The 23,484-nt window shown below is 49.5% G+C and carries 18 protein-coding genes; 15 read left to right on the top strand and 3 right to left on the bottom strand.

The genetic code is table 11. The features are described from left to right. Positions 1-18: 18 nt before the first annotated feature. From CIB36_RS05350 to CIB36_RS05370, 5 genes are all read left to right on the top strand, one after another. Positions 19-507, top strand: coding sequence for a DNA-deoxyinosine glycosylase (locus CIB36_RS05350; RefSeq protein WP_093988505.1), 489 nt, complete (start codon positions 19-21; stop codon positions 505-507). An 86-nt stretch (positions 508-593) separates the two neighbouring features. Further along, a complete protein-coding gene (locus CIB36_RS05355) occupies positions 594-1,073 on the top strand; it encodes a DUF2975 domain-containing protein (RefSeq protein WP_093988506.1) in 480 nt (159 codons plus the stop codon). Between the two features lie 10 nt (positions 1,074-1,083). Beyond that, positions 1,084-1,293 carry a helix-turn-helix domain-containing protein gene (locus CIB36_RS05360; protein WP_207726066.1) on the top strand — a complete coding sequence of 70 codons (210 nt, stop codon included), beginning with the start codon at positions 1,084-1,086 and terminating at the stop codon, positions 1,291-1,293. Then, positions 1,294-1,866: a hypothetical protein gene (locus tag CIB36_RS05365; RefSeq protein WP_093988508.1), complete on the top strand. Its 573-nt coding sequence runs from the start codon at positions 1,294-1,296 to the stop codon at positions 1,864-1,866. 33 nt (positions 1,867-1,899) lie between these two features. Continuing rightward, positions 1,900-3,015 carry an FAD-binding protein gene (locus CIB36_RS05370; RefSeq protein WP_093988509.1) on the top strand — a complete coding sequence of 372 codons (1,116 nt, stop codon included), beginning with the start codon at positions 1,900-1,902 and terminating at the stop codon, positions 3,013-3,015. Positions 3,016-3,068: 53 nt separating this feature from the next. Here CIB36_RS05370 and gdhA read toward each other — a convergent pair whose 3' ends face one another. From gdhA to CIB36_RS05385, 3 genes are all read right to left on the bottom strand, one after another. After that, entirely contained in the window at positions 3,069-4,412 is a 1,344-nt protein-coding gene (gene gdhA, locus CIB36_RS05375; RefSeq protein ID WP_093988510.1) for an NADP-specific glutamate dehydrogenase, read from the bottom strand. A gap of 299 nt (positions 4,413-4,711) precedes the next feature. After that, on the bottom strand, positions 4,712-6,538 hold the full coding sequence (gene uvrC, locus CIB36_RS05380; protein ID WP_093988511.1) for an excinuclease ABC subunit UvrC: 1,827 nt from the start codon (positions 6,536-6,538) through the stop codon (positions 4,712-4,714). Continuing rightward, positions 6,522-8,261, bottom strand: coding sequence for a B12-binding domain-containing radical SAM protein (locus CIB36_RS05385; protein WP_093988512.1), 1,740 nt, complete (start codon positions 8,259-8,261; stop codon positions 6,522-6,524). Before CIB36_RS05385 ends, uvrC begins: the two co-directional genes overlap by 17 nt. Before the next feature lie 325 nt (positions 8,262-8,586). On the opposite strand from CIB36_RS05385, the gene CIB36_RS05390 reads away from it, so the two are divergent. The 10 genes from CIB36_RS05390 (at position 8,587) to trmFO (ending at position 23,476) form a co-directional block, all read left to right on the top strand. Continuing rightward, positions 8,587-9,249, top strand: coding sequence for a rhomboid family protein (locus CIB36_RS05390; protein WP_093988513.1), 663 nt, complete (start codon positions 8,587-8,589; stop codon positions 9,247-9,249). A 132-nt stretch (positions 9,250-9,381) separates the two neighbouring features. Then, the gene (locus tag CIB36_RS05395; protein WP_093988514.1) at positions 9,382-12,813 is read left to right on the top strand and encodes a PD-(D/E)XK nuclease family protein; all 3,432 of its coding nucleotides are present in this window, start codon (positions 9,382-9,384) and stop codon (positions 12,811-12,813) included. Positions 12,814-12,830: 17 nt separating this feature from the next. Continuing rightward, on the top strand, positions 12,831-16,403 hold the full coding sequence (addA, locus tag CIB36_RS05400) for a helicase-exonuclease AddAB subunit AddA (RefSeq protein WP_093988515.1): 3,573 nt from the start codon (positions 12,831-12,833) through the stop codon (positions 16,401-16,403). Positions 16,404-16,649: 246 nt separating this feature from the next. Next, positions 16,650-17,177, top strand: coding sequence for a translation initiation factor IF-3 (infC, locus tag CIB36_RS05405; RefSeq protein WP_093988516.1), 528 nt, complete (start codon positions 16,650-16,652; stop codon positions 17,175-17,177). A 20-nt stretch (positions 17,178-17,197) separates the two neighbouring features. Continuing rightward, a complete protein-coding gene (rpmI, locus tag CIB36_RS05410; RefSeq protein WP_093988517.1) occupies positions 17,198-17,395 on the top strand; it encodes a 50S ribosomal protein L35 in 198 nt (65 codons plus the stop codon). A gap of 78 nt (positions 17,396-17,473) precedes the next feature. Continuing rightward, entirely contained in the window at positions 17,474-17,830 is a 357-nt protein-coding gene (gene rplT, locus CIB36_RS05415; protein ID WP_093988518.1) for a 50S ribosomal protein L20, read from the top strand. A 92-nt stretch (positions 17,831-17,922) separates the two neighbouring features. Next, positions 17,923-18,714 (top strand): TrmH family RNA methyltransferase, encoded by a 792-nt coding sequence (locus CIB36_RS05420; RefSeq protein WP_093988519.1) that lies wholly within the window; start codon positions 17,923-17,925, stop codon positions 18,712-18,714. Positions 18,715-18,738: 24 nt separating this feature from the next. Further along, positions 18,739-19,950, top strand: a complete 1,212-nt coding sequence (gene dprA / locus CIB36_RS05425) for a DNA-processing protein DprA (RefSeq protein ID WP_093988520.1) — start codon at positions 18,739-18,741, stop codon at positions 19,948-19,950. Positions 19,951-19,972: 22 nt separating this feature from the next. Next, positions 19,973-22,147, top strand: coding sequence for a type I DNA topoisomerase (gene topA, locus CIB36_RS05430; RefSeq protein ID WP_093988521.1), 2,175 nt, complete (start codon positions 19,973-19,975; stop codon positions 22,145-22,147). Between the two features lie 12 nt (positions 22,148-22,159). Continuing rightward, the gene (trmFO, locus tag CIB36_RS05435) at positions 22,160-23,476 is read left to right on the top strand and encodes a methylenetetrahydrofolate--tRNA-(uracil(54)-C(5))-methyltransferase (FADH(2)-oxidizing) TrmFO (protein ID WP_093988522.1); all 1,317 of its coding nucleotides are present in this window, start codon (positions 22,160-22,162) and stop codon (positions 23,474-23,476) included. Positions 23,477-23,484 lie beyond the last annotated feature (8 nt).

A 23,484-nucleotide genomic window follows, 5' to 3' on the forward strand; every position in this document is an offset into this window, starting at 1 on the left:
GAAGAAAGGAATGAAAAAATGGAAAAGGTAATCCATGAATTTGGGCCGGTATTTGATGAAAATTCCAAGGTGTTGGTCTTGGGGACAATCCCCTCACCAAAATCGCGGGAGCTGGGATTTTATTACTGCCATCCGCAAAACCGTTTCTGGCGGGTGATGGCGGCACTGTTTCAGGACAGGTTTCCTGATTCTGTTCCACAAAAGCGGGAGTTTGCCCTGCGGCATCAGATCGCTTTGTGGGATGTGCTGGCGGAATGTGTGATCAAAGGCGCGTCGGACAGCAGTATCCGGGAGGAGATACCCAACGATTTGGATATTATCCTGAAAGCCGCCCCGATCCAGGCCATATTCACAACTGGGAAAAAGGCAGAGGCCTTGTACCGGAAATATTGTCTAAAATATACCGAAATAGAAAGTGTCTGCCTGCCGTCTACCAGCCCGGCAAACTGCGCCTGTTCGTTTGATAAACTGCTGGAAGCTTACAAGCAAATATTAACATTTTATTGATAAAATATAAATTTATCGAAAAACGATAAATTTATATTGACAAACAATATTCATCTGCCTATACTAAACACAAAGGAGATGATATTGTGAAACATGCAGAATTGGTAAAATGGCTAAAAACCTTGTTGTTGATTGTTGGGGCGATTGGGCTTGTTTTTTTTCTTTGGGTATTCCCAGTTTTCGGAAAAGAGATTGCGCGCATGGACCCGGCTAGAGCATATCTTTACTGGCCTTGTCTGATCTTTGTGTGGTTCTCCGGTGTTTTGCTGTATACCGCTTTTTGGTTTTTGTGGCAGATCTGCGGGGAGATCGCAAAGGATCATTCTTTCTGTGAAAAAAATGCAGTAAATCTTGGCCGCATCAGCAAAATAGCTTTGGTGGAAAGCGTTTTGTGTACTGTGGGGACCGTTGTTTTGTTTTTGCTGAATGCGGTTAGACCTATCATGCTTTTGATCTTTGTGCTTTTGATTTTAGTTGGGTTTGCGGCTTCTCTGGCTTCAGCAGTCGCGGCACGGCTGGTGCAAAAGGCGTCGGAGTTAAAACACGACCAGGATCTGACGATATGAGGTGGTTGTGATGATTACTGTAAATCTTGATGTGATCCTTGCGCAACGGAAAATGAGCATGACCGAGCTTTCTGAAAGGGTGGGGATCACCATGGCAAACCTTTCTATCCTAAAAAACGGGAAAGCGAAAGCGATCCGGTTTTCCACCTTGGAACAGCTGTGCCGGGTGCTGGAATGTCAGCCCGGGGATATTCTGGAATTTCAGGAGGTAGATTATTAAATGAATCTCTTCTTAAAATTCTTTTTCCTGCTGATGTTTATGGTGTTTGGCACGATCGGCTGGGAGGAACGGTATGATACCGGATTTTCCTGGGACCTGTCCGCAGACGGGGCGTTGGCAAATCCGCAGGCGGTTTATCAGGAGCAGGCGGATTGGGTTGCTGAAACCCTGCAAATAGACTTTCCAGAATACGGGGAGATGTCGCTTCAGGTGTATGAAGAGGAAGAGTCTGTTGACGTTTACGCTGAACTGCATTTTCCAGAAGGGACATCTGCCCGGTTTTTAAACGCGGTGCGAAACGACGAAGATTGGAAGACAGGCCCGGTGGGGGAATATGCCCGGTTTCAGTTAGAAAAACAACAGATCTACCATGATATTCCACTGCTTAACGACGGCGCATGGCTTTTCCTTGACGATCAACTGATAGACACGGACAGCGGCTCCGGCTGGCTGGGCGGCTGTTATATTGGGAACAATCCTTACTACTATGAAGAATATGGCCACAATTATATCATTGCCGTATTCGACCGGGATTTAACGCTGTATTACTATCAGCACGGGGAAATGTCCTGAAAAGCAGCGGTGACAGGGCTTGGAGGATAAGACATGGAATTTTATGACGTAGCGATCATCGGGCTGGGGCCTGCCGGTTCTATCTTAGCAAGGTTTTTGGATTCCCGATACCGTGTGATAGCGATTGACAAAAAATGCGGGGAAGAGGGTGGTTTTCAAAAGCCGTGCGGGGGATTGATCTCGTCAGAGGCACAGAAAGTTCTGGCAAGCTTTGATTTGCCCTTGCCCAAAGAGCTTTTAGTAGACCCGCAGATCTTTGCGGTAAAGACCATCGACTTAAAAAGCAGGCTGATTCAGCATTATCAGCGATGTTATATAAATTTGGACCGGCATAAATTCGATTTATGGCTGGAGTCGCTGATCCCTAGCGGGGTAGAGATCCATAGCCATGCTGTCTGCAAACAGATAAAACGGGACAAGAGTGGGTTCGCGGTGACTTATTCGGAAAACGGAGATATTGATACGATCCATGCGAAGTATCTTGTTGGAGCAGACGGGGCAAATTCCCTGGTGCGGCGGACATTTTTTCCGAATAAAAAAATCCGTCAATACCTTGCGATTCAGCAATGGTTCACAGAAACCCATCAAAATCCGTTTTACTCCTGTATTTTTGACCCGGAAACGACAGACTGCTGCGCATGGTCCATTTCTAAAGACCGGCAGTTTATTTATGGGGGGGCTTTTCCGGCAAAGCATGCGAAAGAACGGTTTGAACGCCAAAAACAAAAGCTGGAAAAGATCGGTTTTCGTTTTGGAAAGCCGCTGAAAACAGAGGCATGTTTGGTTTTAAGACCCTTTGCACCGTGGGAATTTTGCTGCGGCGAGGACAATGTGTTTCTGATCGGGGAGGCGGCAGGCTTTGTCAGTCCCAGTTCTTTGGAAGGGATCAGCAGCGCCCTTGTCAGCGCCAAGGGTTTAAGCAGCGTGTTGAACAGCGGGTCCGGAAATTTAAACCGGAGATATTGGGTCGGTACCATGGGCCTACGGATGAAGCTGTTTTTGAAGATGTTGAAGTGTCCGTTTATGTATCGGCCGTTTTTGCGCAGGCTGGTCATGAAAAGTGGTCTGCAAAGCATTAAAATGAAACAAGGGCAGGGAAAAGGCGCTGCCGAGCCAACAATATTTTTTTCAAAGGCAGACAAGGCGTAACAAAAAAGGACGAGTGAATATTCACCCGTCCTTTTTTATATTATGTTCACTGATTAGACGATGCCCTGAGCCATCATCGCGTCTTTTACTTTTTCAAAACCTGCAAGGTTTGCGCCGACAATGTAGTTTCCTTCAAAGCCGTAACGTTTTGCAGCGTCATCCAGATTGTGGAAGATGTTGACCATGATCTCTTTCAGTTTTGCGTCAACTTCTTCAAAAGACCAGCTTAAACGTTCGCTGTTCTGGGACATTTCCAAAGCGGAGGTAGCAACGCCGCCAGCGTTTACTGCCTTGCTTGGGCAGATGACCACATTGTTTTCCAACAGGTATTCCATAGCGTCTTCGGTAGTCGGCATGTTGGAAACCTCAACATAGTATTTTACGCCGTTTGCAACAATTTTTTTGCTGTCTTCCAGCGTAACTTCGTTCTGGGTAGCGCACGGCATGATCACGTCAGCTTTTACGCCCCACGGTTTTTCACCCGCATAGAATGCAACGCCAAACTTATCAGCATAATCCTGAACCTTATCTCTGCCGGAAGCTCTCATTTCGAGCATGTAAGCAGCTTTTTCAGTAGAAATGCCGTCTTCATCGTAGATGTAACCGTCAGGTCCGGAAATGGTCAGCACTTTGCCGCCCAATTCATTGATTTTTAACACAGCGCCCCATGCGACGTTACCAAAGCCGGAAACAACAAAGGTTTTGCCCTTAATAGAATCGCCGCGGGTTTTCAGCATTTCGTCGCAGAAATAAACTGCACCAAAGCCGGTAGCTTCCGGACGAACCAGGCTTCCGCCGTAGGAAAGGCCTTTTCCGGTCAAAACGCCGTTTTCATATGCGCCTTTGATCCGTTTGTACTGGCCGAAAAGATAACCGATCTCTCTTGCGCCGACGCCGATATCGCCCGCAGGAACGTCAACGTCAGGGCCGATATGTTTGTAAAGCTCTGTCATAAAGCTCTGGCAGAAAGCCATTACTTCACGGTCAGATTTTCCTCTTGGGTCGAAGTCCGAGCCGCCTTTACCACCGCCGATCGGTAAACCAGTCAGTGAGTTTTTAAAGGTCTGTTCAAACCCTAAAAATTTAATAATACTGAAGTTTACAGACGGATGAAAACGCAAGCCGCCTTTGTATGGGCCGATAGCGCTGTTGAACTGTACCCGGTATCCGGTATTGACCTGAACCTGACCGTTATCGTCTACCCACGGCACCCGGAATTTGATTTGACGTTCCGGTTCTACCAGTCTTTCCAGCAAAGCTTCTTTTCTAAATTTTTCTTCATTTGCTTCCACAACAACTCGCAAAGATTCCAAAACTTCTTTGACTGCCTGATGGAATTCTGCTTCGCCAGGGTTTTTTTCTACAACGCGTGCGATGACTTCATCTACATAAGACATACTCGACACTCCTCAAAATTAATTTTGCCAATTCAAGGTAATTTCACATTAAAGTGATGTACTTTTTATTTTACTGGGAAAACTTGCAACTGTCAATAGTCTCTCATTCATTTCTAATATTTTTTACAAAGCGGCGCTTTATAAAGGTTTGGAAATAAACAAAAAACTTAATTATATAATGAAAATATAAATATAACTTTAAAAATAAAAGTTATTTAAAATACGACAAATAAAATTTTGAAATTACAGCTTCATTTTCCTGTCATTTTCGTCGTTTTGACAGATAAAAAACGGCAGCTTCAGGAATGAAGATGCTGATACAGGGCTTCGGCGCTTTCCTGTGTCAGTTTCCCAGCGGTTTTTAGTTCCTCTACGGTTGCTGCCCGCATGGCCTTTTGGGTCTTAAAAGCCTTTAACAGGGCAAACGCCTTTTTCTCCCCGATCCCTTTTACCGATGTCAAACCCATGGTAAAGGTATTCTGCTTGTGCTTTTGCCGTTGATAGGTGATAGAAAAACGGTGCACTTCATCCTGAATTTGGGTAACGAGCTTGAAAGCGGTTTTGTTGCTGTAAAGCTGGATCTCCCCGCCGGTGGAGGCGATAGCGCGCGTCTTATGTTTGGAGTCTTTGACCATGCCGAATACCGGGACGTTGATCCCAAGTTCTTTCAGCAGCGGTACCACTACGCCTACATGGCCGCTCCCTCCGTCCAGCAGGATCAAATCAGGCAAGCGTTTGAAGCCCTCGTCTGTCACGGTTTCGTCCAGATAGTTTTTGAAACGGCGGGTGATCATCTCCCGCATACAGGCATAGTCGTCCTGAGTCACGTTTTCCTTCATGGAAAACTTTTTATAGGCGGATTTGAGTGGCTTGGCATTTTGGAATACCACCATGCCGCCGACCATATAATCATTTCCGATGTTGGAAATGTCATAACTTTCAATATATTCCGGCTCTTTAGGCAGCCCCAGAAGCCTGCCAAGCTCCTGCTGGGCAATGATCTCGCGGGATTTTTTGTTCAAGCGCAGGGAAAGCTGTTCCAGCGCATTGCTCTGCGCCATTTCGATCAGGCGTTTTTGCTCGCCTTTCTGCGGGACGTTGATGGACACCCTGTGCCCGGCAAGCTCGGAAAAATAGTCCTGATACAGTTCGGTATCCGGCAGGGGAACGGCAAGGGAGAGGTAGCGTGGGATATCCGCCCCCTTGGTGTAATACTGGGAAAGGAATTGGAGCATCAGTTCTTCCGTGTCAAAGACATCGTAAAACATAAAGTCGTCTTTATCATGCAGCCGCCCGCCCCGGAATTTCAACACGGCGATGCATGCGGTGCTGACAGAATGCTCCACCGCTACAAAATCCTGATCCTTTTCAGAATTTAAAAGGACTTTCTGGGTCTGGCCCAGCCGCTGGATCGCCAGCAGCCGGTCGCGTAGCTTTGCAGCCTTTTCAAATTCCAGATTTTCCGCGGCTTCCTCCATCTGTTTTTGCAGCGCCTCCACAGAACGGGAACTTCCGTTTTTCAGGTAGGCTACCGCCTCTTTGACGATCTGCTGATATTCCGGCGGAGAAATTTTTCCTAAACAGATCCCGGCACAGTTTTTGATGTGGTAGTTTAAACAGGGACGTGTCTTTTTAAACTCCTCTGGAAACTTTTTTCCGCAGACGGGAAGGGAAAACACCTTGTTCACCTCGTCTACCGACTGTTTGACCGAGAATGAGCTGGTATACGGGCCCAAGTATTCCGCTCCGTCGTCCAGCTTCTGCTTGACGGCCTGAATGCGGGGGTAAGGCCCAGGGGTGATCTTGACGTAGTGGTAGCCCTTGTCGTCTTTGAGCAGGATATTATATTTTGGGGTGTACTGCTTGATCAAGCTGCATTCCAGGACCAGGGCCTCAAATTCACTGTCGCAGACGATATAGTCAAAGTCCTCGACCAGCGAAACCATTTTCCGCACCTTTTCGTTGTGCCCTTTATTTTGTCGGAAATAGCTGACCACCCTGTTTTTGAGCTTTTTGGCCTTTCCGATATAAATGATCTGGCCGGCGTTGTCCTTCATCAGGTATACGCCGGGTTTTAATACAAGGCTGTTTGCTTTGGCGCGCAGCCGGTCAATTCGTTCCATCATCTTCTAGTTCCTTCATTGGTAAAATCGTGGTTTGTGCGTTGCCCAGCAGGTCACGCTGCCGGTAGGAATAAAGGACGGCGACCCGCTCGACTTCCTGTTCCGGGGAGGGGAACACCTCAATGTGCGCCTGCCGGCAGATCAGTTTGGTCTCTGTACCGGAAAGCTGGGGGAGATAGTTCGCCACCTTGTCAGGATCGTCGAAAAAGCGGTAAATACACCCCCGGTATTCCGGCTCCAGGGAAACGGTCAGCCATTCCGGGATCTTTTTTGCTTTTTCGTGGGAATACAAATCGTGTTTGGCAAGCCACTGAAAACGCGTACTGTCGCCCCGGTTCAATGTCTGGAAAAAGCGGTAGAGGATGGTGTAGTACTCCACGTTGGAATGGGATACCAGATGATACCCCTGCTCTTCGTAAAAGGAGGCAAGCGCCTCAAAGCAATCGAAGGGGGTGGGGAACAGGCCGACCAGATAAGAGATAAGCTGCTGGAACCGTCCGGAATTATAGTAGGTTTCCACCATTTCCTCCAGCATTTTCAATTTTAAAAGCTTTTCATAGGGGAGTTCCCTGGTATACAGCACCTCATAGGGAGGGAATTCGCTGCACACGATCCCGTACTGGGAGGCGGTCTCATAAAGTCCGGAGCCTTTCAAAAGCTTTAAAAAGCCGACCTGTAGCTGGTCCGGCGACAGGGAATAGACATCGTTAAAGGACTGCTGGAACTGCTCATAGCTTTCCAAAGGCAGGCCGATGATCAAATCAAGGTGGAGGTGGATGTTATCCCCCTGCTTCAATTCTCCTACGATATGCCGCAGCAGGGAAAGCTTCGTGATCCGGCGGATCGCTTTTAGGGTGGGCGGATAGGTGGATTGTACCCCGATCTCAAATTGGAACTGCCCCCTGCGGACCGTTTTCAAAAAGGAAAGGATTTCACCGTCCAAAAGTTCCGCCGCGATCTCAAAATGAAAATTTGTGATCCCGTTGTCGTGCTCGGCCAGATATTGCCAGATGCTCATAGCATACTGTTTGTCACAGTTGAACGTCCGGTCCACGAATTTTACCTGACGCACTTTCTGACTTAAAAAGAAATCGAGCGCCCGGAACACCTTTGGTAGGCTCATAAAACGGACGTTGTGGTCGTTGCAGGAAAGGCAGTACTGGCAGGAAAACGGACAGCCTCGGCTGCTTTCAAAATAAATGATCTTATGTTCCAGTTCGGTCATATTGTGATATACAAAGGGAAGGTCGTCCATAGAGATCGGCGGCATATCCGGATTTTCTGAAATACTACCCTCAACCCAGCAGGTGATCCCCGGAATAGATTGTAAAGGCGCTTTGCTTTCCAGTGCCTGAAGCAACCGGAACACCGTTTCTTCCCCTTCGCCGTGCACTACAAGGTCGGCAGAGGTGCGCTCTAAAACCTGAGCGGCGTTATAGCTGACCTCCGGCCCGCCGAAAAAGATAAACGCCTGCGGCAGTACCTTTTTCAGTTCCGCCGCCAGCCGGCAGACTATGGAAAAATTCCAGATATAACAGGAAAAACCAATGACATCCGGACATTCTTTAAAAATTTCCGGCAGGATCTGCTCCGGGCGCTGATTGATAGTAAATTCCGCAAGGCAGATCCCGCTTACCCCGCGGGACTGGGCATATTCCTTTAAGTATCGGATCGCCAGGTTAGAGTGGATATATTTGGCGTTGATCCCCACCAGCAAAGTTTTCATCGTTTCATTCCCTTACCTTTTTTCTATGCTCTTTTTATCATATCATAACTTTCTGCAATTTTCCACTGTAGGGTGCTTTTTGCGGAACAGAATGTGTTAAAAGCCGCGGTGAGGTGAAACTGAGGCCGAGATAGAAAAATATGGTGTTTTCCAGTGCCTGTCGGCAACCTTACACGGAAATTTTTCCGTCCTATGTCCGGAGGTTATCAGGAATAAACTTCACAGCCTAGTCATGAAAAATTTACGTCTTTGGAAGAAAATGCCTTGATAATCAAAGGCAAATTTAGTATGATGTTTATAGAATATCATTTAAAGGGGACTATTCATGAATTGGTTAGATAAATTGGAACGGAAATGCGGCAGGGTAGCGATCCCGAACCTGATGTTTTTGATCGTGTGCGGGATGTTTACCGTGTTTCTCTGTGATCTTTTGCTGCCGCAGCTTCAGGTGAGCTATTGGCTTTATTTAGACCGTGGACTGGTACTGCAGGGGCAGGTGTGGCGTTTGCTGACCTTTATTTTCCTGCCGACCTCTACCAGCCCGATCTGGATCATTTTCAGCCTTTATTTTTACTATTTAGCAGGAAGCGGGCTGGAATCCCAGTGGGGGGCGTTTCGCTTCAACGTGTATTATCTGGTGGGGATGATCGGCACGATCATTGGCGCGATGATTACCGGCGGGGCGGACAACACTTATTTGAACCTATCGCTTTTCTTTGGGTTTGCGGCGCTGTTCCCTAATTTTCAGATGCTGCTGTTCTTCATCATTCCGATCAAGATCAAATACCTTGCTTATCTGGACGCGCTTTTGTTTTTGGCAGGGCTTATTTTCGGGACGTGGTCACAGCGGGTGGCGATCTTATTTTCGATCCTCAATTTCCTGTTGTTTTTTGGCGGGGATTTCTTCCGTAATATCAGACAGACGATCAAATATCGGAAAAGGCAGAAAGAGTTTCGCAGTTATTTTAATAATAACCAGCGATGGTAAAACTTTACTGAACAGCTGTGAAGGAGTTTTCTCCTTGACGGCTGTTTTTCTTTTTGAAAATAAGTAGGAAAAAGGGGCGAAAAATGGTATAATAAAAATCAAAATAAGGAAGAAAGGGATTCGCAGGCAGATATGGTCCATTTTATTTTAGGAAGAGCGGGAAGCGGAAAATCACAGGAAGTGCTGGAACGAGTCCGGCAGTCCGCGAATGGAAAACAGAATATTTTTGTGGTGGTCCCGGAACAGTTCACCTTTGAAACGGAGCGTAAGTTTTACCACGCGTTAGGCGCCGCGGCTCTGCGAAATGTGAAGATCATCAGCTTCAGCCGGATCGCGCACCAGGTGTTTAAGGAATACGGCGGGGCGGCAGGCGACTATGCGGACGACAGCGTTAAGCTGATTTTGATGAGCGCGGCCGTGGAAGAGGTTCGCTCCCAGCTGACCGCCTATGCAAAGTCGGCCGAACACGGGACGTTTTTACAGACCATGCTGGAAATGGTGACGGAACTAAAAAATGCGGATCTGGACGGGGAGGCTTTTTTTAGGCACGCAAAACAGCTTTCCAACGAAAAATTAAAAGCAAAGGCTGGGGATATTTCCCTGATCTATTCGGTGTATGACGCAATGCTAGGCGCCCATTACAAAGACCATTTGGACGATCTTTCCCGCGCGGTGGAAAAGATCCGCAAGCATGGATATTTTAAGGACAGCCTGATCTTTATTGATGAATTTAAAGGGTTTACCGCCCGGGAATTTTCTATGCTTCGGGTGATGATGGAAACGGCGCAGGAAGTGACGGTTTCCCTTTGCCTGGATCCCGCCGCTTCGGGCGAAAACCAGCTTTTTTACTGCGTGGACCAAACCTATCAGAAGTTAAAGCAGTTGGCGCGGCAGGGGATGCAAAAAGTTTCCGTGCCGACAGTTTTATCAAAACAGCACCGGTTCCAGTCACCGGAGCTGGCGCATCTGGAACAGCAGGTGTTTTCTTCCTCACCTAAAGCTTTCGGTGAGGAATGCACACATTTTAAAGGGGTTCTGGCGGCAAATGAATATGACGAGGCGGACTATGTGGGGGCAACGATCCGGGAGCTGGTGCAGGAGCAGGGGCTTCGGTACCGCGACATCGTGGTGGTTTCCCGTGATTTCCAGACTGTGCAGAGCTGTTTGGAAAACGCCTTTTTAAAGTATGAGATCCCATATTATTTGGACACGGTAAAAAATATCGGCGCTTCGCCTTTGATCCGGATGATCGACCTTTGCCTGTCCTGCGCCGGCGGCAGTTTAAAGTCTGACGACCTGATCTCGCTGTTAAAATGCGGGTTCTGCGGCTACACAGCGGAAGAGATCGCGCTGCTGGAAAATTATGTATTCCTGTGGGACATCAAAGGAGATCAATGGGAAAAACCTTTTGTCAACAGTATTTTTGGGATGGACCAGCCCTCTGGTGAGGAGGAGCTTCAGCAGCATACGCTGGCGCTGCTTGGTTTCAATAGAATCAGGGAGCATTTATATACTGCCTTGGCAAGCTTCCGGGAACAGGTTTCGGGCGCTGATGCAGGGCAGATCTGTACAGCGCTGGCAAACCTTTTAGAGGCATTAAAGGTGCGGGAGTCCATAAACCGGATGATCGAAGAACTGAAAGAGGATTCTTTGGCAGAGCAGATAGAACAGGTGCGGGATCACCGTCAGGTATGGGAGATCACCGAAGAGATCCTGCGGCTGATCACTACGGTGATCGGACGGAACAAGCTGTCGGTCCGCCGGTTTCAGGAACTATTTTTGGCGGTGGCCGCAAACTTTGATTTGGGCACCCTGCCGCAGACGGTGGATTGCGTGACTGCTGGAAGCGCGGAGCGCATCCGTACCGACTGTCCAAAGGCGCTGTTCATCTTAGAAGCAAACGACAAGGTGTTTCCATATATTCCGGAGAACCGCGGCCTGCTGACCGATAAGGAGCGTCAGGATCTTATTGGGATCGGGGTAGAGCTGTCAGCCCCTTTGAAAGATAAGATTCGGGAAGAAAAATTTATCGCCTACAAATCACTGGCGATCCCTTCCCAGCAGTTGTTCGTCATTGCCAGAAAAGCAGATATGAAAGGTGCGGCAAAAGCGCCGTCTTACCTGTTCCAGCAGTTTAAGCGGATGTTTGGCCCTACGGCAGTGCAGGACACTGATGACGTGGATCGCATTTACTTTTGTAAAACAAAACCCACCGCCTTTTCGGTGCTGGCGTACCAGTACCGTCAGGATCATGAGCTGACCGCCTCCCTGCGGGAATACTTTTCTCACGATCCGCTTTACAAAGGCCGGATGGAGCGTATTTCCCAAAGCCTTGACCGCAGCAGGCAGCGCTTGCCGGACCGGGAAACCGCAAGGGCGCTTTACGGGGACTCTATTTATCTTTCCCCGTCGCAAGTGGAAAAGTACCACGCCTGCAAATTCCGGTATTTCTGCGAATATGGGATGCGTCTGCGCCCGAGGGAACGGATCCAGCTCAACGGAAGCAGCCGTGGGCTGGTGATCCATCATATTTTACAGGCTGTCTGCGAGCAAATAGATGATTACAGCTTTTTTGATGAAGAAAAAATACGCGGTTTGGTAGAACGGGAGCTGGAGGCTTACCTTTCTGATATGCTTGACGGGAAGAGCCGTTCCAAGCGGTTTTTATACCTTTATCGCCGTATTTTCCGAACCATCATGCTGATCTTAAAACAGCTTTTTGAGGAATTGTCCCAAAGCCTGTTCCGTCCGGCTGAATTTGAATACCGGATCGGTGAGCCGGAGCACGTCCGCCCGCTGGCGATCCAAAATGCGGACGGGCTGAAGCTGTACATGATCGGTACGGTGGATCGGATCGACCAATACGAGGCAAAAGACGGCTCCACCTATCTGCGGGTAGTCGATTATAAATCCGGCACAAAAGAATTTGCGTTGTCCGATCTGATGAATGGGGTCAACCTGCAGATGTTTTTATACCTGATGTGTTTGGAGAAAAACGGGCAACAGTTTTACCGGCAGGCAAAAGGCGCGGGTGTATTGTATATGCCTGCCAGAGAGCCTGCGGCAGATTTGCAGCGGGGTGCCGCGCCGGAGGAGATCCAGAAAAAGGTATCGCAGAATTTCTGCATGAAAGGCATGGTGCTGGACGAGGAGGAAGTCCTGCGGGCCATGGAACGCGACCTTGCGGGCAGATATATTCCAGTATCTGTAACCAAAAAGGCTTACGACAAGGACCATCGCCTGAAAGAAGAGGTATTCATTGACCACCATGCCAACGAAGCGCTGTTTGGCTCCAGAAACATGAATTTCCTGCTTTCTTCCGAGCAGCTGGGACAGCTTTACAGAAAACTGGAGCGCACCTTAAAACAGATGGCGCGGGAAATGGAACACGGAAATATCGAGGCCAAGCCCCTGCGTAAAAGCAAGGAACTGGTGGGCTGCGCATACTGCCAATTTCAGACTGCCTGCGGCTTTGAAGAGGGTGACGACGTGACTGAGTACCAGTCGTTTGACAAATCGGAATTATTTGAAACACTTGCTCGGGAAGAGCAAACAGATCGTTGAAACAATAGGAGAGATCAATGGCAAAGATAGAATTTACCCCCTCCCAGCAGGCCGCGATAGACGCCAGAGGGGAAACGGTGCTGGTATCGGCGGCGGCAGGGAGTGGAAAAACAGCCGTTTTGACCCAACGGGTGACCGAACTGCTGACAGGAGAAAACCCCATCCCGGCGGACAGGCTGATCATTGTGACCTTTACGGTACTGGCCTCCATTGAGATGCGCCAGCGGATCGAACAGAAGCTGAACGACTTGATCGAAACGGATCCGGAAAACGAGCTGTATCAAACCCAGCACCTGCTTTTATCCCGCGCGAAGATCGGTACGATCGACTCCCTTTGCGGGGAGATCCTGCGCGACCATTTCCAGGAGGTCGGGCTGCCGGTCACTTACCGGATCGCGGAGGACAACGAGCTGCGCACCCTCCAGCAAGACCTGCTGGAAAGTATGCTGGAGGAATGCTATCAGGAGGGGACGCCGGAATTTTTAACGCTTGCCGATTTTTTGTCGGAACGCGACGACCGTCGGCTGGGGGAAATGATTCTGGAGATTTACCGCTGGATCCGTTCCTACCCGTTCCCGCTTTCCGTTTTGGATCGCTTTGAGGAGATGTACCGTTCAGACGCACCGCTGAAAGAAACAAAGTGGTTCGCGCTGTACCGGGATCATGTCGGTATGCTATTGGAACAGGTGCTGGACCTTTTTGTTCAGGCAAAGGAGCTTGCCTCCGCGGATGAAAAGCTGCTGGAAAAATATGTCCCAGCCTTGGAGGAAGACTGCCATACCTTCCAGATGATGAAACGCGCGCTGGAGGAAGACGATTGGGATCGGGTGTGCTCCATTTACCGCAGCCACCAAAAACAAAGCTTTAAAGCAGTGCGGGGCTGTGAGGACCCGGAGCTCCAGCAGCGGGTAAAGGACCTGCGGGAATACGCCTATGGGCTTTTGAAAAAAAGTAGCTGGGAGCCAAGTTATTTTTTGATAGATGAACAAGGGTTTCAGGAGGATCAAGCGTTTTTAAGGGAGAAGATCGCTGCTTTATTTGGACTGGTGCGGCGTTACGCTGTAGCTGTACGGCAGGAGATGCTCTCCCGCGGGCTGTTGGATTTTCCGGATCTGGAGCATTATACACTGGAGCTGCTGATCCGGGAGGAGGACGGATATTACCGGAAAACGCCGGCCGCGCTTAGCCTGTCGGCGTTATATGACGAAATCATGATCGACGAATGCCAGGATATCAACACCATTCAAAACCTGATCTTCTGGGCGCTGTCCCGCGGGGAGGAAAAGGTGCGGATCGGTACGGACGAAATGCTGACAAAAAGCCAAAATTTATTTTTGGTGGGCGACGTCAAGCAGAGCATCTACCGGTTCCGGAACGCCATGCCGACCCTGTTTACCCGGCGGAAAAAGCTGTTTTCCATGGAAGAGCACACCGGGCCGGGCAGAAAAATTTTACTGCAAAATAATTTCCGGAGCCGGGAAGAGGTGACGGATTCTGTCAACCAGCTTTTCTTCCGGGTGATGACCGAGGAGCTAGGCGAGCTGACTTATAATGAGGAAGAGGAGCTTGTCCCTTCGGCCCCGTATGAAGAAGCGCCGGGAAGGGCAACGGAGCTTCATTTGGTGGAAACTGGAAACCGGGAGGACGATGGGGGGAAAGACCCGGCGATCGCGGTGGAAGCGGAGTATATCGCGCACCAGATCCGCCTGATGGTAGAGAGTGGCTACATGGTGCAGGACCATGGGGAGATGCGCCGTTGTACTTGGCGGGATTTCTGTATTTTGATGCGCAGCAAAAAGGGAAAGGTAGCCCCGCTGGCAGACAAATTAAAGGAACTTGGCATCCCCTGCTATGCGGAGGCGGGACAAGGGTATTTTGATTCGTTTGAAATTTCCGTCATGCTTTCCCTGCTTCGGGTGATTGATAACCCGATGCTGGACATCGACCTGTTTACGGTCATGCTTTCGCCGATGTTTTTATTTACGCCGGACGACCTTGCCCGGATCCGTTTAAAGGATCGGAAAGCGCCGCTTTACACGGCGGTGGGGCTTTGCGCGCAGGAAGGAGACCCGGCGTGCCGGGAATTTTTAGAAACCCTTTCCTTTCTGCGCACGCAGGCAGTGATCCTGCCTGTCAGCCGGCTGGTACAGCTGATCTATGACCGTACGGGCTTTTTGTTCGTGGTGGAATCCATGGTATCCGGGGAGCAGAAGCGGGCCAACCTGCGGCTGCTGTTAAGTTATGCGGAAAATTATGAGTCGATCGGAAAGTTTGGGCTGGACGGTTTTCTGCGGTTTATCGGCCGGGCGATCGAACGGGGCGACGATTTTATCTGCGCCAATACGGTGTCGGAACGTGCCGATGTGGTGCGGATCATGAGTATCCACGGGTCCAAGGGGCTGGAATTCCCGATCTGTATTTTAGCGGATTTAGGCAAAGCGTTTAACACGATGGACCTGAAAAAACGCTGGATGCTTCATCCTGACTATGGCTTTGGGATGGAAATACAAAATCAGGATACCTGCCAAAGGTACAGTACCATGCCGATCGACGCGATTCGGATCGCCAACCAGCGGGAACTGCTGTCCGAAGAGATGCGGGTGCTTTATGTGGCGATGACCCGTGCCAAGGAAAAGCTGGTTTTGATCGGCAGCGGGAAAAATATCCGCGGCCACTGCGAACGGCTGTTAAAAACAGCTTCTTATGGGAGGGGCGTTTCGCCGTTTTTACTTTCCCGGCAGCGGAGCTTTCTGGACTGGATCCTGCTTTCCCTTTCCGGTTCTGTAGAACTCGGGAAGGCGGTAACCGGTGAAACAGATACGGCAGTTGCCGGCGCTTTCCGCTGTATATTCTCTGATATAGAATCCGCGCAGGCAGAAGAAGCGGGAGAACTGGTGTTCCATTGTCAGCCATCCGAAAAACTATTGCGGCAGCTGACGCGCGCGATTGAATTTGAATACCCGGATCAGGCTTTGCAGGCGGTGCCGGCAAAGGTGACGGTGACTCAGATCGCAAAGTCAAAACAGCAGGAGGCGCTGGCTCAGCTGGAGGAGATGCGTCTGGCAACGGACGATGTGTTAAGCGGCGCCCAGCGGGGAACGATCCTGCACAGCTTTATGCAGTACGCGGACTTTACGGCCGCAAAGCAGGACTTGGGGAAAGAGATCGAACGGCTTTCTGACGCCGGATTTTTAAAGGAAGAGGACGCGCAGTATCTCAACCGCAGGACGATCCGCAGCTTTTTGGATTCGAAACTGCTTGCCCGGATGATGGCGGCACAATACTGGGAGCGGGAATACCAGTTCATTTATGAAATTTCTGCCAGAGAGGTGGACGACACCCTGCCTGAGCAGTATGCCGGAGAACAGATCCTGATGCAGGGGATCGCGGACGCGGTATTCATAGAAAACGGGGAGCTGGTCATCGTGGACTATAAGACAGACCGCTTATCGAACCCTGCGGAATTTGCAGCGAAATACGCCGACCAGCTTAGGATCTACAAAGCGGCGCTGGAACAGTATTTTCAGCTTCCGGTCAAGGAATGCCTGATCTATTCGCTTCATCTTGCAAAAGAAATCAAGGTGTGCTAAACTATTTTAAGGGGAGAAGCTTCTCCCCTTAAAAATAATGCTTGACAATGGGATCATTGTCTGATATACTATTTAAGAAAACAAAGCAGAACAGCAAATACGTTCTCACCTATGGGTCTTTTTGGTACTGCATGGGTCAATACGGATAAAATGAAAAGGGTAGCTTTTGCCTTTTTGTTTTGTGTATTGGTGCGTAGACTGTTCTTGGGTCTACGCTTTGTTTATTATCTGGGCATATGGAGGTGCTTGACAATTAGCAACAACAAAGAGCTGCTCATAAACGAGAGCATTCGTGAGAAAGAAGTCCGTGTCGTTGACGCTGACGGCTCACAGCTTGGCATCCTGCCTCTGAAAGAAGCGCTGAACATCGCCGCATCCAAAAACTTGGATCTGGTAGACATCGCTCCGCAGGCAAAGCCGCCGGTCTGCCGTATCATGGATTACGGAAAATACCGCTATGAACAGGCGAAACGGGAAAAAGAGGCAAGAAAAAATCAAAAAACCATTGAGATCAAAGAAGTCAGAATGTCACTGAACATTGACACGCATGACTTTAACACAAAGGTGAACGCTGCGAAAAAATTCCTCAGTGCGGGGAACAAGGTAAAGGTATCGGTGCGGTACCGCGGCCGTGAACTGGCTCATCCAGAGCTGGGCAGAGGTTTGCTGGAACGGTTTAAAGATGATTGCAGTGAAGTAGGTGTTGTTGATAAGCAGCCTAAGATGGAAGGGCGCAGCCTTGTCATGTTCATCGCATCAAAGCCCGTGAAGTAATCATTAAGGAGGATATGAAAATGCCTAAAATCAAAACACATAGTGGAGCGAAAAAACGTTTCAAAGTAACCAAAAACGGTAAAATCAAACGTGCTCATGCTTTCAAGTCTCATATCTTGAACAAGAAGACCACAAAACGGAAAAGAGGCCTTCGCAAAGCAGCTTATGCTGATAAAACAAACGTAAAGGCAATCAAACTGCTGATCCCTTACAAATAATCGAAACCAAACATCACGCAGGGATAAGAGAAAATGAAAAGTGTGCTTGAAAGCACAGAACACAGGAGGTAAATACTTATGGCTCGTGTAAAAGGAGCAATGGCTACTCGTAAGAGAAGAAATAAAGTCCTGAAACTTGCAAAAGGTTACTGGGGCGGCAAAAGCAAACTGTTTAAAACTGCAAAAGAAGCAGTAATGAAATCCGGCCAGTATGCGTATATTGGCAGAAAACAGAAAAAACGTAACTTCCGTCAGTTGTGGATCACCAGAATTTCTGCTGGCTGCAAAATGAACGGTATGAACTATTCTACCTTCATTAACGGTTTGAAAAAGGCGAACATCACCTTAAACCGTAAAATGCTTTCCGAAATCGCAATTCATGACCCGGCTGCGTTCACCAGCTTGTGTGAAAAAGCAAAAGAGGCATTACAGTAAGATATTCAATACGCCCGTGTCAACTTGGCTCGGGCGTGTTTCTATATTATTTGCCGGGTTTAGGCCGTATATTTGGGAAGGTTTGCAAAAGCATGATGGAACAAATTTTGTCAAAAGACAACAAAAATGTAAAGGAATATGGAAAGCTTATATCTTCAAAATCCTACCGGGATCAAAACGGGACATTCGCCATCGAAAGCATAAAGCTTATTTTGGAGGCGGCCTGCTCCGGGGTAATTTTTCAAAAGGTTTTTGTGACGGAGCAGTGTGTGAAAAAAAATCCTGCTGTTTTACAAAAGCTTTTTGATCTGGATTGTCCGGTTTACCAGATTTCCAAGGCAGTAGAGGAAAAGATGACCTGTACCCAGAATGCGGGCGGGCTTTTTGCCATCTGTAAAAAACTTGACAAACACCGGCAGGCTGATACAATAGTACCGAACGGGAAGTATCTTTATCTTGCCGGCTTGCAGGATACCGGCAACGTAGGGACGATCCTGCGCACTGCGGAGGCAGTCGGGCTTGACGGCGTGATGATCTCCGCCGGTACCTGTGACATCTATAATCTGAAAGTGCTTCGCGCCAGTATGGGTTCTGCGTTCCGGCTCCCGATATTTTTCGGCAAAGACCCTGCCAGTGATCTGGAACAATTTGGAAAACGGTTCGTAACCTATGCGGCCGTGGTGGACGAAAGCGCCGATTCGGTGTTGCAGACCAGCTTTGCACCGAACAGCATGGTGGTGATCGGGAACGAGGGAAACGGTCTGGAACCGCGGACGATAGCTGCCTGCCAAAAACAGATCACCATCCGGATGAAGGGAAATGCGGAATCGCTTAATGCTGGAATGGCAGCCGGCATCCTGATGTGGGAATTGGTTCAAAATTGATTCCAAAAAACAGGAGGGATAACAATGGATGAGATCAAATATTGGGTTTGGCTGTCTCGCGTGTTTGCTTACGGAAGTGAAAAACCGCGGAAACTGCTGGAGGTGTTCCACTCTCCACGGGCGGTTTTGGAAGCGAGTGAGGAGGACCTGAAAAAGCTCTCCTTTTTAAAGGAATCCGACCGCCGGGCGATCATACACACCTCTTTGGAACGGGCGGATAAGATCCTTTCTGATTGTGACAGGCTGGGAATTCACATCATTTGTTATGGCTCCCCGGAATATCCCCATCGTCTTGCGGATATTTACGCCCCGCCGATGGTATTATACGTTAAGGGCGAGATTCAGGGGATCGATGAAGAGGCCGGCATTACTGTGGTCGGTACCCGCAGGGCCAGCGATTACGGGAAACGGTTGACCGGAAACCTTTGTTATGAATTGTCCCGCGCTGGGGCGCTGATCATAAGCGGCTGCGCGGAGGGAATAGACACTTATGCGCATTGGGGCGCGTTAAAGGCCGGTGGAAGAACGATCGCTGTGCTAGGATGCGGGCTGGATGTCGATTATCCGGCCTCAAACCGTGAGTTGAAGCTGGCGATCCTGCGAAAGGGCGCACTGGTCAGCGAATGCCCGCCTGGCGAATATCCTACCCGGTCCATCTTTCCGGTCAGGAACCGGCTCATGTCGGCTTTGGGCGTAGGGGTATTGGTAACAGAAGCGCCGATGAAAAGTGGTTCCTTAATTACAGCCGAACATGCGATTGAGCAGGGGAAGGATCTTTTTTGTGTGCCTCCCCATGATATTTATGACGTAAATTTCGGTGGGGTAGCGCGTTATCTGCGCGACGGGGCGATCCCGGTATTTTCTGCTAAGGATGTACTGGATGAATATTTTATGCTTTACCCGCACAAGCTCAATGCCGAGTATCAATTTGCCCAGCAGGTGAAGCGGAATAAAACGCTCCCCGTGTATCATCAGCGGCAAACGGCAGTTAAAAAGGAGATCGAACCGCAGAAAGTGCTGGAACAAAAGCAAAAGGCGTGGGACCCTACCTTAAGCAAGGCGCACCGGAATATGTTCGATGCGATGACCAGCCAGCCGGAATCCTTGGACGAGATTGCGGCAAGGGCAGGATTAAGCGCCGCACAGGCAGCCGCGATCGCGACAGAATTAGAATTATTGGAGTACATCTCATCATATTCCGGAAAACGGTATGCAAAGCATGTAATCACCGAATAGAAAGGAAACATAGGATTTAAATATGGCAACTGAAACCAAAACAGTGAAAAAAACGACGAAAAAAACAACAAAGAAAGCGGCAAAACGGGCGCCGACCAGAAAGCTGGTGATCGTGGAGTCCCCGGGAAAGGTAAAGAATATCAAGAAATATTTGGGCCGGGGATACGAGGTGGTCGCTTCTGTCGGCCATGTGCGCGACCTGCCGAAAAGCAAGCTGGGGGTCGATCTTGAAAATAATTTTGAGCCTCAGTATATCAATATCAGAAAACAGTCTAAAACGATCAAAATGCTCAAGGAAGAGGCGAAAAAATCCAAAGCCGTTTATTTGGCGACCGACCCTGACCGGGAGGGAGAAGCGATCTCCTGGCATTTGGCACAGCTGCTGGATCTGCCGTTGGAGGCGCAAAACCGCGTTACCTTTAACGAGATCACTCACACCGGGGTGGAAAACGGGATGGAGCATCCCCGCCGGTTGGATATGGATCTGGTAGACGCACAGCAGGCGCGCAGGGTTTTGGACCGGATCGTAGGGTATAAGTTAAGCCCGCTGCTTTGGAAAAAGATCCGGAGCGGGCTTTCTGCCGGACGGGTACAGTCGGTTGTTGTCAGCCTGATTGTAGACCGGGAAAACGAGATCCGCAGTTTTATCCCGCAGGAATATTGGAGCATTGAAGCCAATCTTACTTCATTGACAGACAGTGCGCTCGCAGAAGCGAAGCGTACCTTTGTCGCGAAGTTTTACGGGAAAAACGGCAAGAAGATCGACTTGAAAAAGAAAGAAGATACCGACCTTGTTTTAGAAGCGATCAAGGGCAATGACTTTGTGGTGGATTCTATCAAAAAAGGGACGCGTAAAAAATCCCCAGTCCCGCCGTTTATCACCTCTACCCTGCAGCAGGAGGCCTCCCGAAAGCTGGGTTTCCAGTCCCGCCGGACCATGCAGGCAGCGCAGGAGCTTTACGAGGGGATGGAAGTGCCGGAATTCGGCTCTATGGGTTTGATCACCTATATGAGGACCGACTCCCTGCGTATTTCTGACGAAGCGAAGCAGGCGGCAAAAGAATATATTGTCGGACGTTACGGCGAAAAGTATTTACCGGCTGGCGGCAGAACGTTTAAAACAAAGTCAAACGCACAGGACGGGCATGAGGCGATCCGCCCGACTGTGCCGGCCTTAACTCCGGCTATGGCGAAAGACAGCCTGACAACAGACCAGTATAAGCTTTATAAATTGATTTGGGAGCGTTTTATTGCCAGCCAGATGGCGGATTGTATTTTAAATACGGTGCAGGCTGTCATCAAGGCGGGGGAATACGACTTTAAAGCCAGCGGGTATTCCGTGCAGTTTGACGGGTTTACCGCGCTTTATGAAGAGGGAAAGGACGAGGCTACCCAGGAAGAAGGCAGACTGCCGAACCTGACCGAACAAGAAATTTTGCGGCTGAACCAACTAGGTGGCACTCAGCATTTTACCCAGCCGCCCGCCCGCTATACTGAAGCGTCTTTGACTAAGGCGATGGAGGAAAACGGGATCGGCCGGCCAAGCACCTATTCTCCGACTATCACGACCATTATTGCGCGCAACTATGTGGAACGGGATGGCAAACAGCTGGTGCCAACTCCGCTGGGAGAGATCACGACAGAACTGATCCGTAAGCACTTTGGTAAATTTATTGATGTGGGCTTTACTGCAAATATGGAGACTGATTTGGATAAGATCGAAGCGGGGGACGAGGCGTGGAAAGACTGTATCCGCGATTTTTATACGGAGTTCAGTGAAGCGCTGAAAAATGCGGAGCAGAACATCGGTGAAGAAAAGATCGTTCTGCCGGATGAAGTGACCGACGAGATCTGCGAAGTATGCGGCCGCCCCATGGTAGTGAAAGTGGGACGGTTTGGGAAGTTTTTGGCGTGCTCCGGGTACCCGGAATGCAACCATACTAAAAAGATCGTAAAAGAAATGCCGGGGGAATGCCCGGTCTGCGGCGGCAAGATCTTAGAGAAGAAATCCAAAAAGGGGAAGAAGTTCTTTGGCTGCGGCAATTATCCGGAATGCACCTTTATGACATGGGATACGCCGACCCGGGACGTTTGCCCGAAATGCGGCAAAACCCTGCTGAAAAAAGCGGGACGGAACGGGAAGATATACTGTTCCAATGAAAGCTGTGATTACGAAACGGTAGAACCGGGAAAATAAGTGAGGAGTCAGATGAAGAAAGTTAGTGTGATTGGCGCCGGGCTTGCCGGCTGTGAAGCGGCATGGCAGCTCGCACGGCGCGGGATAGAGGTGGACCTTTATGAGATGAAGCCCAAAAAGTATACGCCGGCTCATCATTATGAGGGATTTGCAGAATTGATTTGTTCCAATTCTCTGAAAGCTGCCCGGTTTGATTCGGCGGCAGGTCTTTTAAAGGCAGAGATGACCCGGCTCCATTCCCTGGTCATGGAAAGCGCACGGCAGTGCGCTGTTCCGGCAGGGGGAGCCTTGGCGGTTGACCGCACGCTGTTTTCCAATTACATCACCAGTCACATTACCGGGCATGAACTCATTCATGTGATCCACAGGGAAGTAACAGAGCTTCCGCTGGGGATGGTGATTGTTGCAGCGGGTCCATTGATGTCTGACGGATTAGCCTCTGCGATACAAGGACTCGTCAAAGAGGAGCATCTTAGCTTCTTTGATGCGGCGGCTCCGATTGTTTCGGCGGATACTGTGAATATGCAGATCGCCTTTGCCGCTTCCCGTTATAGCAACGGGGAGGGAGATGATTACATCAACTGCCCGATGAACAAAGCGGAGTACGAGCAGTTTTATGATGCCTTGATCCATGCGGAACAGGCGCCGCTCAAAGAGATCGACCAGCGTGATTTCAAGGTGTACGAGGGATGTATGCCGGTAGAAGTCATGGCGAAAAGGGGGCCGGATACCCTGCGGTATGGGCCGCTGAAACCGGTTGGCTTAACTGACCCGCGCACAGGGCACCGTCCGTGGGCAGTGGTACAGCTAAGAAAAGAGAACGCCGCTTCCACCATGTACAATTTGGTAGGCTTTCAGACCAATCTAAAATGGGGCGAGCAAAAACGAGTATTTTCCATGATACCGGGCTTGGAGCAGGCGGAATTTCTGCGGTATGGGGTGATGCACCGCAATACCTTTTTAAACAGCCCAAAGCTTTTGGACTGCCATTTCCGGCTGAAGGAACAGCCCAATATTTTCTTTGCAGGGCAGATCACCGGGGTGGAAGGATACACCGAAAGCGCTGCTTCCGGGATCATGGCAGGGCTGAATGCCGGACGGATCTTGGAGGGGAAAGAGCCGGTGACCTTACCTGTGGAATCCATGATCGGGGCGCTTTCTCATTACATCAGCGATGAAACGGTTGTGAATTTCCAGCCGATGGGGGCGAATATGGGCGTTTTGCCGCCGCTTCCGGAACGGATCCGGGACAAGAAACTTCGTTACCAGACCATTGCCGAACGCGGGATGAAAGCGTTTGAAACAGCATTGGAAGGATATGGGGAATAAAATCCCTT

Source organism: Massiliimalia timonensis (assembly GCF_900186585.1).
Taxonomy (GTDB): Bacteria; Bacillota; Clostridia; order Oscillospirales; family Ruminococcaceae; genus Massiliimalia; species Massiliimalia timonensis.